At 40.6% G+C, this 16,858-nt stretch carries 9 protein-coding genes and 1 pseudogene; 3 read left to right on the top strand and 7 right to left on the bottom strand.

Going from position 1 to position 16,858, the window contains the following annotated elements:
• Positions 1-13: 13 nt before the first annotated feature.
• Positions 14-1,345, top strand: coding sequence for a D-alanyl-D-alanine carboxypeptidase (locus tag PN447_RS11360; RefSeq protein WP_271763135.1), 1,332 nt, complete (start codon positions 14-16; stop codon positions 1,343-1,345).
• A 460-nt stretch (positions 1,346-1,805) separates the two neighbouring features.
• On the opposite strand, the gene lptC is transcribed toward PN447_RS11360, so the two are convergent.
• The 3 genes from lptC to metG all read right to left on the bottom strand — a co-directional run bounded on the left by lptC (position 1,806) and on the right by metG (position 5,452).
• Positions 1,806-3,062 carry an LPS export ABC transporter periplasmic protein LptC gene (gene lptC / locus PN447_RS11365; protein WP_271763136.1) on the bottom strand — a complete coding sequence of 419 codons (1,257 nt, stop codon included), beginning with the start codon at positions 3,060-3,062 and terminating at the stop codon, positions 1,806-1,808.
• The gene (locus PN447_RS11370; RefSeq protein ID WP_271763137.1) at positions 3,062-3,691 is read right to left on the bottom strand and encodes a LabA-like NYN domain-containing protein; all 630 of its coding nucleotides are present in this window, start codon (positions 3,689-3,691) and stop codon (positions 3,062-3,064) included. Before PN447_RS11370 ends, lptC begins: the two co-directional genes overlap by 1 nt.
• A gap of 159 nt (positions 3,692-3,850) precedes the next feature.
• A complete protein-coding gene (metG, locus tag PN447_RS11375) occupies positions 3,851-5,452 on the bottom strand; it encodes a methionine--tRNA ligase (protein WP_271763138.1) in 1,602 nt (533 codons plus the stop codon).
• Positions 5,453-6,016: 564 nt separating this feature from the next.
• On the opposite strand from metG, the pseudogene PN447_RS11380 reads away from it, so the two are divergent.
• Both PN447_RS11380 and PN447_RS11385 read left to right on the top strand, forming a co-directional pair.
• Positions 6,017-6,425 (top strand): annotated as a pseudogene (locus tag PN447_RS11380) (1-acyl-sn-glycerol-3-phosphate acyltransferase); the annotation flags it as partial.
• Positions 6,426-6,855: 430 nt separating this feature from the next.
• Complete coding sequence (locus PN447_RS11385; protein ID WP_271763139.1) at positions 6,856-7,689, top strand: alpha/beta fold hydrolase; 834 nt, start codon at positions 6,856-6,858, stop codon at positions 7,687-7,689.
• A gap of 28 nt (positions 7,690-7,717) precedes the next feature.
• On the opposite strand, the gene brxL is transcribed toward PN447_RS11385, so the two are convergent.
• From brxL to pglX, 4 genes are all read right to left on the bottom strand, one after another.
• A complete protein-coding gene (gene brxL / locus PN447_RS11390; protein ID WP_271763140.1) occupies positions 7,718-9,736 on the bottom strand; it encodes a protease Lon-related BREX system protein BrxL in 2,019 nt (672 codons plus the stop codon).
• Between the two features lie 191 nt (positions 9,737-9,927).
• A complete protein-coding gene (locus PN447_RS11395; RefSeq protein WP_271763141.1) occupies positions 9,928-10,344 on the bottom strand; it encodes a four helix bundle protein in 417 nt (138 codons plus the stop codon).
• Between the two features lie 81 nt (positions 10,345-10,425).
• Positions 10,426-13,014, bottom strand: a complete 2,589-nt coding sequence (pglZ, locus tag PN447_RS11400; RefSeq protein ID WP_271763143.1) for a BREX-1 system phosphatase PglZ type A — start codon at positions 13,012-13,014, stop codon at positions 10,426-10,428.
• A 99-nt stretch (positions 13,015-13,113) separates the two neighbouring features.
• Positions 13,114-16,788 carry a BREX-1 system adenine-specific DNA-methyltransferase PglX gene (pglX, locus tag PN447_RS11405; RefSeq protein WP_271763144.1) on the bottom strand — a complete coding sequence of 1,225 codons (3,675 nt, stop codon included), beginning with the start codon at positions 16,786-16,788 and terminating at the stop codon, positions 13,114-13,116.
• Positions 16,789-16,858 lie beyond the last annotated feature (70 nt).

Consider the following 16,858-nt stretch of genomic DNA (forward strand, 5'->3'; position numbering starts at 1 on the left):
TAGGGGGATCAAAATGCTGGAATTATTAGGTTCGGGTTTAATTTCTCTTTGGCTGGAAATGGCTGGGGTACAAATTAAGCCCACAGAAGCTTTGGAAACTTTGGCTTTACACAATAGCCGTGGTTTAGTTCTAGCTCCCGATCCTAATCCAGCAGGGTCTACCACAGTTCAGCAATATTTACAGGAACTAATTACCACGAAATTAGTCCCGGAAAATTTGACCGAGAGTCAGGGTATTTGGTTACAGTCCGGACCCATTTTGATGGCTAATCATCAAGGTACAAGACCTCTACCTGCTGCTTCTTTAACTAAGATTGCTACTTCACTTGTGGCTTTGAAAACTTGGGGGCCAGACCACCAATTTGAAACTTCGGTCAGCTCTACAGGTCCAATAGTTAACGGTGTATTGCAAGGAGATTTGGTGATTACTGGTGGTGGTGATCCCATGTTTGTTTGGGAAGAAGCCATCGCCCTGGGTAATAGTCTCAATCAAATGGGTATTAAGCAGGTAACGGGAAATTTGGTGATCAGGGGGAATTTTGCCATGAATTTTGAACCAAATCCTATATTAGCCGCTCAGATGCTCAAACAAGCCCTAAATCATTTAAGTTGGACTCGTCAGGCAAATTACATATATTCAACCATGCCCAAGGGCACAGCTAAACCTCAAGTTGTGATTGCGGGGATTGTAAAATCAGCATCCCAACCAAACCCCCAAGAAACCCTATTGATGCGTCGCGGTTCTTTACCTTTACACCAACTTATCAAGGAAATGAATGTTTTTAGTAACAATGTCATGGCTGAGATGTTGGCTCAATCCCTAGGGGGTACAGCGAAAATGCGATCGCAGGCTGCCAAATTTGCCGGAGTCCCGGAGGCAGAAATTCAATTAATTAATGGTTCAGGTCTGGGAGTAGACAATCGTATTTCTCCGAGGGCTGCCTGTGCTATGTTAATGGCAATTCAACGGGAAGCTACCACCCACAATATTAATGTAGCTGACTTGTTTCCTACCTCTGGATTTGACCGTCGGGGAACAATGCAAGCTAGAAATATGCCTTATGCTACTGTGATGAAAACTGGTACTTTGCGCGAGGTTAGTGCTTTGGCTGGAGTCTTCCCTACACGCGATCGCGGTTTGGTTTGGTTTGCTATTATTAACCATGGTTCACAAATTCCAGCCTTCCGAGCTAGTCAAGATCGGTTTTTACAAGCTCTTGTCCAACGCTTGGAAGTATCTCCCAATATTCCCTCTACTATTACTCCCAACTCTCCTAAATATTCTTTACCTGAATTGGGTACCCCTAGTCGTAACGCAATTTTGTTCCCCGCTAATAATCCTTGATTGGGTAGATACACGGAAACAATCAAGGATTATTAGATCCTCTTGTGGGGGTGTCAACTATTCTCTCAGAGGATGTTTGTCAAGTTATGATTAGTGTATCAAATATTGTTTGACCCCACCCCCTTCCTTACAAGGGTAGGTTTTTAATATGATCTGTGAAGGCAAGACCACCGAAGACAAGGAAGGAAAGTGGACAAGGAAGATTTTATACGGGCAATGGTCTTTTAAGGGGCTATTTTTCTTACTAAGAATACAGACTTTGTACTGTTTTTCTCCCTGGTCACCTTGTCCACCTTGTCCACCAAGTCTTGTCCTTGTCAGGGGAGGGGACTGGATTTGATTGTTTTTTGTGTGGTCGGTGAGCGAAGTCGATAGCGATAGCGTGGCGTTAGCCATACCGTGTTCGGTGTGTTCCCCATTCCTTCCCATTCCCCATTCCCTGTTCCCTGTTCCCTGTTCCCTAATTACTAGTACCAACATCTTGAGGAATAATTTCTGTTACTACTCTGCCACCCGATTTCCCACTTTTAACTACAATGTCCTCTGTTTGTAGGTTACCAATGGCTGTTCCACCTGTAAAATTTATTGGTGGGTCAATCTGATTATAAAAAACATTTCCCTGAGCTTCTAATAATTTCTTGTCGAGATACCAACTTAATTGATTAGATTTGAGGGTCTGACCACGTTGCCCTATAGCGTTGACATTTCCTGTTAAATTCACAATTTTATTCGCTATTTTCATTTCGCCTCTATTGGCGGTTACAGTCACATTCTCAGCAGTCTGGACAACACTCACAGTCGAATTGGTCTTCACTGTTTCTGCTTTCATATCCCAGGTCATAGACTTACTAGCTATTTGCGTCGGTGGGTCTAATAAATTTAACTGGGCGTTTTTTTTGATCGTGGCAATTTGGCTTTTTAAGTTTATTTCCGCAGCATCTCCCTTTCCACGGTCAGTAATTTGATTGTTGTTGTAACGGTCAATTTCTATGGTGCTTTCAGTAATTAATATTTCTTGTGGAATCTGCCAAATTAAATTTTCCGTTCGCATTTGCATTTGCGGATCAACGGAGATAGCTACTACGCGACCAGAAAATTCTATACGTTGTTCGCGAGTTTTAACTCGTGCTTCTTGCGCCGATGCTTTTAGTCGTTGATGAGTTCCATTGATTTGGTTACGGACAATTAATAAATCTTCTTGAGGTAACCATTCTAATTCATTACCTTTCAATACAATACCGTTCTTAGGATCCCTAGCCACTATCTTTCCCTTGAGAAATAGCCGCTGACTATCCTGTTCAATATCTGCTCTTTCTGCTTGTATTTCGTAAACCGGTTTGCCATCTTGGTATAGTTCACCAATGGGATTTTCTGCCTCACCAAGTTTGTCTTGAGTGTATCTCGCTTTTTTAGCTCGCACTTTCCAAAGCGGTTTTCCGACCTCGTCCGCTTGCTCTAAGGTGACATCGAAAAATGTCAAATTACTTTCTTGGGGAGATGAATCAGAATCTTTAGCTTGTTCAGCTATTGGGTATCTACCACCACAAGCAACTAAACCAAGTAACAATAAAAAAGTTAAAGGCAGGTAAAAAAGGTGGGCTTTTATTTCGACCCCCTTCAGATTTGATGATAAAATTAATCTAGGTAAATTTTGATGATTTTGCCTTGTTTTAGGACAATTTACCCTCTTTTCTGGCCTGCCTTTGCAATAATTCATTAATCTTGGATTTCTAAGTGTTGATCACTTTCCCTGATATCTTCCAGAAACCCCATGCTGGATAGAGGTCGATATGGATAGCTTTGTCGCGGGTTTTTTTGAATATCCTCTTTGATGGCTTCTAAATCAATATAGCGATCGCTGACGTTGATTAAACTATCACTGGTCATTGAGCGCAAGCTGACGACCTCTACACGCACACCACGATAGCTAACTGAGTTGACTGCGTATGCCAAGTCCCCATCGCCGCTGACTAATACTGCGGTATCATAAGAATCTACTAAAGCCATCATATCTACGGCAATTTCTACATCCAGGTTAGCTTTTTTTGAGCCGTCCGGCAACTGCACCAAATCTTTGGCAATCACTCGATAGCCATTCCGACGCATCCACAACAAGAACCCTTGTTGCTTTTCGTTGGTTCTGTCTACACCTGTATAAAAGAAAGCACGCAATAGTCTAGATCCCCCAGTTAATCTGCACAGTAGCTTGGTGTAGTCAATTTCAATTCCCAGTTGTAAAGCAGCATAAAATAGATTGGAACCATCAATAAAGATAGCGACACGACCTCGATTTTCTAAGACTTGTTCCGGCGTAAAGATTGAGTCATTTTCTAGATTATTCAACATTGTTCTCATACCTCATTATTATTCTTGTTATATTTGATACGCGTTAGCAACGTGATATGCTAGAACAGCTTATGATAAGGTTTCGGAGCTAATAAATTAAGCCCCGATAAGTTTTTTGACAAAATTAAGAACTTGAACAAAACCGAAAAATAAACAGGACTAATGGTTTTTTGAAGTTTCTATGCGCTTGAACACGGGATGGGGTTTACCCAAGGATTGTGTACTGGTTAGTACACCCCATTTTGCATGGGTGGCAAAACCGGCAAGCATTGAAGTTTTTATTTGATCATTAAAGTCAATTCCAAAGCCCAGCTGCTGATAAATGGCGCTACTGATATTCGGAATAATTGGGGACAGGAGATAAGCTGCTAGTCTAACAGATTCTAGAACTGCGTAAAGTACCGTTTCTACTTCCTGCTGCTTTCCCAGTTTATATAGTGACCAAGGGGCTTGTTCATCAATAAACTTGTTACTGGTACGAACCAGCATCAGGATAGCTTCACAGGCTTGGTTGAAAGCTAGCGCCTCATAGGCTTGTTTTACCTGTTCTCCTAGACTTAAACCAATCGATTTCAAAGGATTTTCGTCATTAATGGCTTCATTTGCAATTGGCACTCCATCGCCAGTACAGTATTTCTTCACCATGTTTAACGTCCGATTCAGCAAATTACCTAAGTCATTAGCCAAATCTGCATTCAAAACATTAATGAATCTAACTTCATTAAAATCGCCATCTTTGCCAAATTCGATTTCCTTAAGGAAGTAATAACGAACCGCATCACTACCATAGCTTTCCACTAGCCTTACAGGATCGAGGGTGTTACCCTGAGACTTGCCCATTTTTTGGCCATCTTTGGTTAAAAAACCATGCCCAAACACCTTATCTGGTAAGGGTAAACCGGCTGACATCAGCATAGCTGGCCAATACACTGCATGAAATCGGAGGATATCTTTACCAATTAAGTGCAAATTGATTGGCCACCAGGTTTCTAAAGCATTAGCTAAAGTTGGTTCTGAATTTGCTTCTAGCAGTGCGGTGACATAAGCTAGCAACGCGTCAAACCAAACATAAAGGGTATGCTTGGGATCAACTGGTACAGGAATACCCCATTCCAGATTGACCCGTGAAATAGAAAAGTCTTGTAAACCCTGGCTAACAAAGCTCAAGACTTCATTACGACGACTCCCGGGTTGAATAAAATCTGGTCGAGACTGGTAAAATTCCTCTAGTTGCTTTTGATACTTAGATAGGCGGAAAAAGTAATTTTGCTCGTCCCGCCACTCCACTTCCTTGTTAGTATGAATAGGGCAGCGGTGTCCTTCTAATAGTTCCCGTTCTTCCTTAAATTCTTCACAAGATACACAGTACCAACCTTTCTGTTGTCCTTGGTAGATATCCCCTTTTTCCCAGACTCGGTGGAAAAACTCTTTAACTATCGCTTCATGGCGAGAATCTGTAGTCCGACTAAAGCGATCATATTGAATATCTAATAACTGCCATAAGCTGATAAAGCTAGGCACAATTTGATCGCAAAATTCTTGTGGCGCTTTTCCTAAACTTTCTGCTGAACGCTCAATTTTCTGGCCGTGTTCATCTGTACCTGTAACTAGCAGCACCCTATCCCCTAGGAGCCTGTGAAATCGGGCTACTGCGTCCGCTGCTATTGTTGTATAGGCACTTCCCACGTGAGGAACATCATTCACATAATATAGGGGTGTAGTCAATGCAAATGTTTTTTCTGTTTTATCCACTAAATTCATACAGAATAAAAAAAATCAATTATTAACCTTTTCTATCTTACTTTTACTGACCAATATCCGCAATCCTATAATATTACTACTTGTTTGACAAACGGTAAATTAATATTAGTGAATTCAGAATGGTAACAATTATTTATTAATGTGTATAAATCCATTACCTTGAATCCTAAAAGATTATTTAGCTACTAGTAATATTTTCTATCTTTTCCTATCAGATTGATTGTCACCGTCACTACATAAATCTAAACTCCAAAAACCTAACTACCTTGATGCATAAAATTTATCTACCTGAAGACTGCCTTCATATGAAGACTGAAATATAAAGATTAACTCAAGCTCATATGTCATATTTGGTAAAAATCATATAGCATTTCCCATGCTCGTGAGGTACAAAGTTGTTTAGTTTCAGGGAACAGGGAACAGGGAATAGGGAACAGGGAATAGGGAATTGGTGTGTACTTCATGAGCCTGAAAAAGGCTTTATTTGGTAAAAACCATATTAATTATTTATGATTCCCAGCAATCCCTGGATGTTTTTGGCTATTTCCTAGCGGTATCGACGCTATCCAGTCAAAGCAGATGGTGGGTGTTTTTCCTGAAGGAACTCGGCCAATGGTGACATTATCCGCCTCAACAAGGTAGGCGAATTTCACAGAGGATTTGCTCATGTAGGACTGTGGTCTACTTTATTTGGGAATTTTACCAATTGCGATCGCCCAAGGGCTGACCTGTCATTCCGCTTCCCTAACAGAAGTAAATACTTATGGTTTACCTCTGGGACTGCAAAGTTTTTTTGAGCCGTCAGGACTTTTATTTAATTAATCAACCCGGTTTACATCCCTTGGTTATCTATCATAGGGTGGCTATGTTGATTGGCCGCCCTTATTCGGTGACACCACAACATCAACGAAAATATCATGGCAAACAAGCCAAAAATGTTGTGAATGAACTAACTAAGCATTGCCACAATTAAATTACCATTTAACTAGTTTAAGGTTGTCATTAGAGATTTGATAGGGGGTATTTTTGACAAACCCAGGAAACTAGGCTTAAGCAATTCACACTGCACAATTAACAATTTAAAACTTAACACTGTTTACAATGGTCATTTCAACTCTCAAACACAATATATGCTGATATACAAAGGAGTGAAACTCTTTTTTTCCTGTTAATTTCACTTGTCTATCTGTAAATAAACCACTAATTCAACAGTTTTTGATAAATTGATTTCATCTTAACTGTGTCAGTTATATTCAATGTGGTCTTACTATCCACGCTATCATTTTATCATAATTTCAAGTGCATGATTGTGCTTCACTCTCTTAGTGTGATCACATCTGGAACAAATCGGATATTTACCCGTGTAATTCCATAACAACAAAAAGTTGAATTTAAATTTTACAATGCCAAAAGTTGAGCTAAAGCCGTGTTTCCTCACTCCTAACCGAGTCCAACTAGAGTATCCGTTATTTGTGTATTTACCAGGACTGGATGGAACTGGTGAACTATTGCGATCGCAAACCGCTGGCTTAGAAGTTGGCTTTGATGTCCGGTGTTTAGCGATCCCCAGACAAGACCTCACCACCTGGGATGAGTTAAGCAACAACGTCTTGGACTTAATTAAGACCGAATTAGCAAAAAGCTCACAAAGATCAGTTTATCTGTGTGGCGAGTCATTTGGGGGTTGTTTGGCCATGAAAGTAGCAACCCAAGCACCACAATTATTTAAGCGGATTATCTTAATTAACCCAGCATCAGCCTTTCAATTGCGCCCTTGGTTAAGTTGGACATCCCAACTAACTTACTTAGTTCCAGAATCCTTTTATGATGTTGGCACACTAGGGTTATTGCCATTTTTAGCATCCTTACCACGCATTCCCCGCCATTTGCGCCACGAACTGCTCAAAACCATGCGGTCTGTACCCCCAGCCACAGTTACTTGGCGATTGTCTTTACTCAAGGAATTTAACGTCACTCAAGCTGAGTTACGCCAACTAACTCAAGCAGTTTTGCTGATTGCTGGTGCTGGCGATCGCCTTTTGCCATCTGTACAGGAAGCCGAACGCTTAGTAAATATCTTACCTAACACCCAGTTAGCTGTGTTACCTGACAGCGGACACGCCTGTTTACTAGAATACAATGTTAATCTCTATAAAATCTTGCGGGATCAGAATTTTGTAGAACACCACATTCAAGCCTGTCAGGAAATACAAAATCAATTACCCACACCACATTAACCGCTGCGACGCAGTCTATCAATTCTATTTAGTCAACTGCTAAGGCTTTAAATACTGCATCTACTGGGTCAGTGTAGAAAGAGGTTTGAAATTTAGCAAACAATTCAGGGGGAACACTAGCAATATCTACAGCACTACCCATTGGTAAAAGAATACGTTTAGCACCGGCATCAAATGCTACTTGTAGGCTACCGGCTAAGTTACTGACTGGAGTTATTGTACCACCCAGGGTCATCTCCCCAAAGATAGCTAATTGTATTTGTACACTGCGTTTCAGGGTAGCAGAACACAGAGATATAAATAGTGCAAGTCCGCTTTCTTGGGGGATACCAGTACCTTGTAAATCTAATAACTGTAGTAAAAAATCCCAATTACCTGGGTGAATACTACTGCTAACCCGTTGAGCGTTAGCTTTAAAGTAATTCATAGCAATGTGCAAACTGTCTTTGATTTTAGTAGCATTGGACACCCCTGTACGGGTCAGCTTGCCATTACCTGGTACTGCTTGCAGTTCGAGTTTGAAAACGCCGATAATACTACTATCTCCAGTGCTGATCAAGTGCAAATGACCAGGGGTAAGAATATCTTGGCTAATGAGGGTAGATCCTCCCTGTTCTGGTACGGAAACAAAATGCTCATCCATTGTTTCCAGGTCAATGTAACTGAAATGGACATCATAAAATTCCATACCGCCAATTTTCTTTAACTGTTCCTTGACCCGTCGGCGCACTCGCAGTGCATATACTAGAGCATCATGGACATCTTGTTTACTAAATGAACCATGGGGGAAAAGTAATTTTAGTAATCCTGATACAGTTTTACGTACTGCTTGCACGTCCCGTTGTTTGAGGTTATTACCCAAGCGAAAGTAGCGGTCAATCGCATCGGCAAAACTGCGTTTCCGCATTTCCCGCAACCACTCTGCTAAATAATCAACAATAAAACCATATTGATTGGTAAAATTCTCTGGGCTGAATTTGGGAATTTCCCAACCGGGAATGTAGGCGTGAAAACGGTCAAAAAAAGCAGTATCAATCATGGCTTCAGGAAATGGCGCCAACAAATGAGAGGTTTTTACCAAAGATTCTACGCTTTGATCAATATTACCTACAAAAACCATAGAAGCATTAGCGGTAATTTCTGCTTTACCCCGTGCAAAGGAACCTGAAGCCATGTAGTCTTTCATGATTTGTACACCATCGTTGTCATGAAAGCTGATACCGGCGACTTCATCAAAAGCCACTACATCAAATAAACCGACCAATCCCACGCGCCGGGTGGACATATTATAAAAAAGATTGGCTACTGTGGTTTTACCGCCAGAAACAAGGATGCTGTTGGGAGAAACTTCTTTATAAACGTGGGATTTACCTGTGGAACGGGGGCCAAGTTCACAAGAGTTATAATTGTTCTCGCAAAGAGGTATTAAACGCGCGAGTAAATGCCATTTTACTTCGTCGCTGACAATAGTTGGTTCTAGTCCGGTTGACCTGATTAACAGGTCAATCCATTCATTGCGGGTAAAAGCTGGACGACCTGCAAACAGTTCATCCATATCTACATTAGGCATTTGAATGGGTTTGAGACTGGCGACAATAAAAGGACTAGGTTTTGTCCCTCCTTCGTACTCCATTTGTAAAATACACCAAATTCCACTACCTAGGAGTTTAGAATTTAGTTTCACAGTTTCTGGGTCAATTACTACACCTTTAATACCGAGGTTGGTTAAGGTACCTTGGTAAATATCATCTTTTTCGTTGAGTGTGACGTTTACTTGGTCAATGATTGTAAAACGTCCTAGTTCTCTAATTTTGGATTTGACTAGCTCCGCTTCATCAGGACGAACATAATTTTGAGCTAGGATATTTTTGACACGAGTAACGCCTTCTGCAATAGTAGTTTCTTCATCTGTGGCACAGTACATACCCAATAGATACTCCAGCACATAGACGGGTACATTTGCACCTTCTTTGATGCGCTTTGTCAGGTCTTTCCGTACTACCTTACCAGGATAAATGTTGTTTAGTTTTTGGTTGAGGTCGTCCATGGGGAGAAGGGGGAGCTTACAAGGGTAGGTTTTTTACATTGTCGTGAGGGCAAGACTTGGAAGACAAGGAAGGAAAGTAGACAAGGAAGTTATGCCAAGGCGTGAAAAAATACCCCTTTAAGAGCTATTAAAAGCAATTGATTGAGTATTATTCTTCAACATTGTTCTACATTCCCCATTGAGAACAATACTTAATTGTTACCCATTAACCAACTTTCTGGATGATTAATCATTTTTACTAATCCGCTTAAAACTTGATTGTATGTACTATATAAATCTCTTCCTTCCTCTACGGAAATATATTGACATTTCACTGCAAATTTTAGCCACACTTGGGTTTCTGCTGCTTCCGATTCACAATCATTTAATTTAGCTATAAATGATGCTTGATACCTTCTTTTTCTCCATGCCTCTGCATAATTCGCACATACTGAACGAGAAGAACGACGTATTTGGTCAGTCAGAGAATATCTTTCTTCCGCAGGAAACTGTTTTGATAACTCAAAAATTATCATCGCTGCATTAAACGCTTTTTGATATATTACTAAATCTTCATGGGTTTTAATTCTTCTTTGTTCCTCTTCCTTGTCTACCTTGTCTTTCTCCATTATAAATCTCTATGTAAAAAACCTACCCCTGTGAGGAAGGGGAGAAGGGTTTGCGATCGCCATAGCTTAGATATTCAGCTATCAAAAATCACCGAAGTCATTGGCAATACCTAAACTAATTATCCATGTTTCTCGCAGCAATTCGCTCTGGTCATCTGCATCTTTGACAATTAAATCAGCCCTAGTAGGAGGACTAGCGGTATTTACAGTCAATCTTAAGTCAATTTCTCGATCGCCTGGATTAGGACTTGTGCTGGTTAAATTCACTTCAGCTACATTTGTAATCGGGGTATGGGTTTGAGGGTCATAGAAACCAACTGTAATTTGACGCGATCGCCATCTGCCCTCTACAGCTTCAGTTTGTACTAATATTAATTTAAATCGATTATTTGTCACCCTGCGCACCGTAGCACTCACCTGTACCCCCACTTTTCTGGGTTGTCCCTCATTTTTTTTAACTGCTCGTTGGTGATGGTAAGTAATTACGGGTACACAAACTTCTTGTAAAGATGCACCACCATGTACAAATTGTGACCCTGCACCTTGAACAGCAAAGCGTAATGACCCACGGGGGACTATGGCAAAAAGATTTTCTGTTGTGTAGGGTAACTTAAAATGCAGTAGGGTACTATCACTTAGCGGTTTGGTTGCTAATAAGTAGCGACGTTTACTTGCTAAGAGAGCTTCATCACTGGGGATGGGTCGTTTATCTGCTTCTTGAATGGGACGACGTTGATATAAAAAGCCGTGGTCAGCAGTGATAATCACATTTGTACCATTAAGGGAGTTACAAATTTTTTTGACTAATCTCAATAACTGTTTTATGGCATCTTCACAAGCAGAAAATACTTGGCGTTCACTAGATGCTTGATCTCCAATGGCATCAATGATATTATCATAGATGTAGATTAGGCGATAAGGTTGCACTGCTGCCCTTCCCGCGTCAGTAGTCATATGTAGCAAGTCTTTAGCATTGAGTACTGTTACTGCTACACTGCTATTTTGGCTGAGTACCTTTTCTCTGGCTGCTGTGCCTTTGGTACTCATACCATCCCGCAATACATCATCATTATCTGGTGTTAATTCTAACTTTGAACCTGGTAAAAGTGCTGCCATCCCCCAGCGGGTAACACTGGGTAAAATACCTAAAACCGGTTCTAGGCTGGTTTCGCCCCGGACTTCTGTTTTAATGACTGTTGCTAGTTCCCTGGCGACTTCGTAGCGCAAAGCATCGGAAATAATTACAAAGGCTTTTTCTCTGTCGCTCCGGGCTAAAATTGGTGATACATATCTACGAAAGAATCCCCGCTGTGGCGGAATATCTCCTAGTTCCCAACTGTTACCCAGAGCATCTGACCAAGCTGAACCTAGTTCATCTAAAAACCATTGGGTGTAAAAGTTTTCTATATCTTCAATTAATGCTTTGAGAATATCCCCTTGAGCTTGATCGCTAGCAAAGATAAAATGGCGATATGCTTGGTCAAATTTGTGTAAATCACTGGCGTAAGCTTTGAATAAAGCTGGCGCAGGTTGGCGAAATCCACCTAAATACTGCTGTCGTAACTCCCAAAGTGCGATCGCAGCTTCCAAGGCTTGGTAAATTTTCTCATACCCAGGAAACCAAATCAAAGTATAACGGGCTTTTAACCAGTCTTTCCAAGGGGTTACTCCCACTGTTGGTGTTTCTGTTCCGGGAGTGGAGATTTGAGTAAAACCAGTTTGCAGGGTTTTCACACAAGCGCGAATTAACACCTGATCTACAGCTTCAAAACTGGATGCTTCATATAAAATTGCTGGTGATTCATTTTCAATCACATCAAAAATATGCAACTGGTCTGCTATTTCACCACTTAATTTTTGCCATCCAGGGGAATCTTGTTGATCTCGCATCCACTGGTCAATAAAAGCATAAGCTCTTTGTCCTGGGGTGATAACTTTGTCTGCTAACTGTCCAGGAACCTCACCATGTAAGGATTTAGCGAAATGGGTAATGAGTAAATATACACATAATTTGTTTAAACTGGGGTTGGGGGAAGCAAAACCTGTGTGTTCTTGAACAATATCCCAGAAGGTTTGTGGGGAAACAAGTTCTACAATCTCAGACCATAGGGGATTATCAGTTTCTAATAATCCTTGTAATAGTACCTGGCGAATTAAGCCACTAGGATCAGGGACTTTTAAATTTGCGAGAACCGATAACATGGCTAAAAATAATCCCCGTTCATCGCTATCAGCAGAAATAGCCATTGCTTGGAGGTCTTCACCCCGGTTTTTACAGCTGAAGAATTTTGAGTGTTGACGAATGGTTTTTTCTAAACGTCGCTGATGTAGTCCTAAATCTGCATAAATTAAAGCTGCTGGGTCAGCGGAAAAAGTTAAACCGCTTTTTTGGATATCTAACAGCCAATTTTCTTGGGGTTCTGGTTCGGGGAAGGGAGCATAAAGCAGAAAGTTTTGATTGGGGTATTCAATCAGTAAGCGATATTTGACGGTGAAGGGAGTATCAGCAAGTTGGAGTTTTTCGACTTCTTCTATTTGCAGTTCGTTGAAGATGCTGGTAAATTGCTCGTCGGGGTCGTACCAAAACACTATCCGCCTTTGTGAGTGAGACCAACGGGCGGAATCTTGGAAGATGTTTTCTAGTTGGCTTTGGATACGGTTGGTGTTCATTTCTAGCCGGGAGAGAGAGCGCGCGGGAGTTTACTATAATAAAGGGTGATATTGTTTTAGGCTTTCATCATCCCAATAAACGGGGTTTGACAGAATTTGCTACCTTCTCCATTTTGATGCTTTTTCTAAATCTGCCATTTTTAAATCTGTACCTTCATAAACTAACCCCTTAAACAGGGTGTAGTTATACGCCACTCCATCATCAAGGTCAATTTTAATGCGTGTATCTGCTAGGTGTTGGAGTTTGGCTTGGTAGTCCCTTAGTTCTAATTGTTGGTCTTGTAGTTCTTTAAGGCGTTTACTGGCTGCTTTCTTGGTGGTGGTGCTGGCCATCTCGCTGTCTAATTGTTGTTGCGCTCTGAACATTTCGTTATGTAGCTTTACTTGTAATTCTAATACGTAATCCATCCGCAGACGGGCGAGGGTGTCTTGGTTGTAGCGGTGGAGGTAGACTAAAGCGCCAAAGGCTCGTTTTTTACCACTGGTGAATAACCAGTAAATGGGGCGTTTTTTGTAGGTTTGGATGTGGTCAGAGATGAACTCTTGGAGGAAGTAGCGCCGGATGCGGTCTATTGGGGTTTCATTATTTCTCTGGGTGAGAACCTTGGCGATAAAGTTGAGGTTTTCCATGAGGGTGTCGGGACTGTATGCAACTCGCATAAATTCCACAAACTGGGTAACAATATCTTTATCAAAGTATGCCTGGTCCGTGATGGGTATGATGGGATTACTGCTGGGGGTAAATGTTTGGTGTAGTCCGGGGTCAAAGGGTTGACCAGCGTGGATGAGTCCGGGGTGATCTAGGCTATAGCGTCCCATCATACAGCCGACGGCGTAGGAAATGAGGGAACGAATATCTTTGTTGAGGTCGGCTCTGCGGATGGTAATTTGGTCGTCGGGTACTTCTGGGGTGAGTTCTTCTTGCAGTCCGTAGGCTTCTATCCAGTAGCGGTTATTTTCTTCTTCTAGGTGTTGCAGTTCTCGGAATGCTGTTTCTGCTTGGTTTTGCCAAATGTCAAAGGCTTCCCTCAGGTGTTTAGTGTTGTGGCGTAATAATGGGTGGGTTTGGAAGTCCCAGGAGGTCTCGTAGTTATCCCAGTCTTGTTTACTTATTTGAATATTTTTGATAGCTGTATTTATTAAAATAATTTTGTTGTGATTATCTTTCAAGGGTATATACGGTATTTTAGCAATATCTCCTGGTTGAAAATTTAAAGTGGGAGAAAGAAAGTTTAAACATCTTTCAGCAACTTTGGAATTTATTAGACTTCCCATTATATCTAGATTTTCTGATGAAGCAAATAATGTACATCCCCCATTATCGAATAAAGCACCAGCCGGGCTATATCTTGCAGAGAAATTAGAAGATGAAACAGTTGTCCAAGTATATCCATCCCGAAAATAATAATCTTGATTTCTTAGTGTAGGCTTGCCTTTAGTATTATTTAACTGACTTTTTATCTCTGAACCGTTATTATACCAATTGATAATATACTCCCTATTGCCATACCATTTTCTGAACTCTCCACCTTTGTTATATGGAAACCATGTAAAATCACAATAAGTTATATCTTCGATTTGGAAATTAGATAATTTAGATTTTAAAATACTTACCTCATACCATAGCCTTAAAAATCTATCATTACAACCAGTATCTAATCCCTTTTTAGGTTCTGAATAATTTCCTAATAGCCTTCCTTGACTGTAAATATCTAATTCCTTAGAAGAAATCCAATAAGCGATCGCACTTCCCGGAATCTTTGCAAAATCAGCAGCATTTGCATAATAAAGATACCCACAATCAGGATTTTTGATAGCTTCTAGTAACTTTATTGGCTGTGATTCTGCCGAGCCTAAATAACCTAAATCTACATATATTCCTTTTGTATTCTCAAAATTATTCTTAATAACAAAAGTTACTAAAGGAACAATTGCAGAATCAAAAAAACTTGTATAGGAAGGTTTGACCAAGCTGTAAATTGTTTTTTGGGAAATAATAAATTTTCTTAACTTCTCATAGGAAGATAAAAACATCCAAACAAAAGGAGAAACGAAACCTAATTGAGATTGAGGTAATCCACTGTCAAAGCTTCTTATAATAAATGCAGCAAATAAATCTGATTTAACATCTTTGTAATGATTTGCCAAAAAAATTTTTAAAGTGTCATTTATTCTTTTACTCCCCATATAAGGTGGATTAGCCACCACAACCCAATACTTATTCCTCAACAACTCAGCTTGAGAAATCAAATTATATAAGGGAATAACACTTTCCTGAAAAATAGGATTACTCCCCTGGAGATCATCTAATTGCTTACGCAACTTATCAGCATCAAAATCTGGTGGCGTTATCAAACTACCTAAACTATCCGCATCCTCAAACGCATTTAATAAAGGTTCCCAATCTTCAGGATTTAATTCAGCTACTGGAGGTAAAACCTGACTACGAGTAGAGCGCACAGTCATAATATTTAAAGCCGGAGGTTTCCGCAAAATCCGCGAATTAACCGCCCGTGCTTTCATCAAAACTGCAAAACTAGCCAACTGCACCGCCCGCTCATCAATATCTAAACCATATAAGTTATGAGTTAAAATCAGTACGGGAATATCTCTTTCTAAATAACCCTGTTCCTTATAAATTTCTAACAACAAGTCAAAGGCATATACTAAAATATGTCCACTACCACAAGCAGGGTCAATTACCGTTAACTCCTGGGGAGTCTGGGGAAGACTAGGGGAGGTATTGGGAGAGTGTAAAGGGAAAGAAGTTTTTTCAGCTTGATGAAGAAGTTCAAGTAAAGGTTCTTTGGTTTCCCCTCCTGTCACCACAGAATTAATCACCGATGACTCACCACCAACATCACCCAATTTCCCACCCTCTAAAAAATAGGGCATTTTTTCCCGTAACTTTGACTCTGGGTGAGACTCCAACCACAACCGCCCTAGGCTATTCTCTACCATGTACTGGACAATCCACCGGGGGGTAAATAATTGGGTGGCGGCGGGGATGTCTTCAGCCTCAACCTTAGATTTTGCCCCAATTATTTCATCTTTACGATCAGAAATATAAAACTGATATAGCCAACCTACTATTTCAATATCTTGCCAATCTTCCTCAGCAATGTCCTGAACAAATCGCCGTATAATTGAATCTTGATTAAGCAGATTTATAGGTAAACATAAAGCTTGATAATTTTTCTCTTTGTCAAATAACGTGGGAACACTAGCTGATAAAGCTTCACACTGAGCTAACAACATCCGACGATAAATATACCCATCGGGGTTAGGTTCTCGACTAGCAAGCTTACGCCACTGGGTGAGTGTTGCTAAATTTAACCCTGGTAACTCTTCCATTTCCGCAATAGAGTAAGCATCCCGCAAAATATCAGGGTCTACTAAATTCGGGTCACTACTACTCAACACCCGCCCAATGTACCTGTTTACCTCCATAAACCGCAATGCTGCTAAACGGTTAAACCAGGTGTAAGCAATTTCATCAATTAATGATTCCACAGCTTTAGCTAATTTCTCCCCTGGAGTTTTGGCGTTGTCCTGCTGTTGTAGTAATTCATCTAAACGTAATCTTAACTGTTGATATTGGTTAGCTTCTGTAGCGTTAAGGATTTGTCCAGCTACCAATAAACCCCCAGAAACAGGTTGCGGTTCTATGATTTTTTTCTGGGTAATACCGAATTGAGTCGCACGCGCTGTTATTTGTTGCTTTAAGTAACCACGCGCCCAATTTGCAAAGTTTTTAACAGTAGTGCGGTTCATGACAGTTAAAGTTTTAGCTGAGATAATGCTGAGATAATTTAAAAACCTGTGTTTTTAGTTACTAAGAGGA

Origin of the sequence: Anabaena sp. CS-542/02, from assembly GCF_028331085.1 — a bacterium.
Taxonomy (GTDB): domain Bacteria; phylum Cyanobacteriota; class Cyanobacteriia; order Cyanobacteriales; family Nostocaceae; genus Anabaenopsis; species Anabaenopsis arnoldii.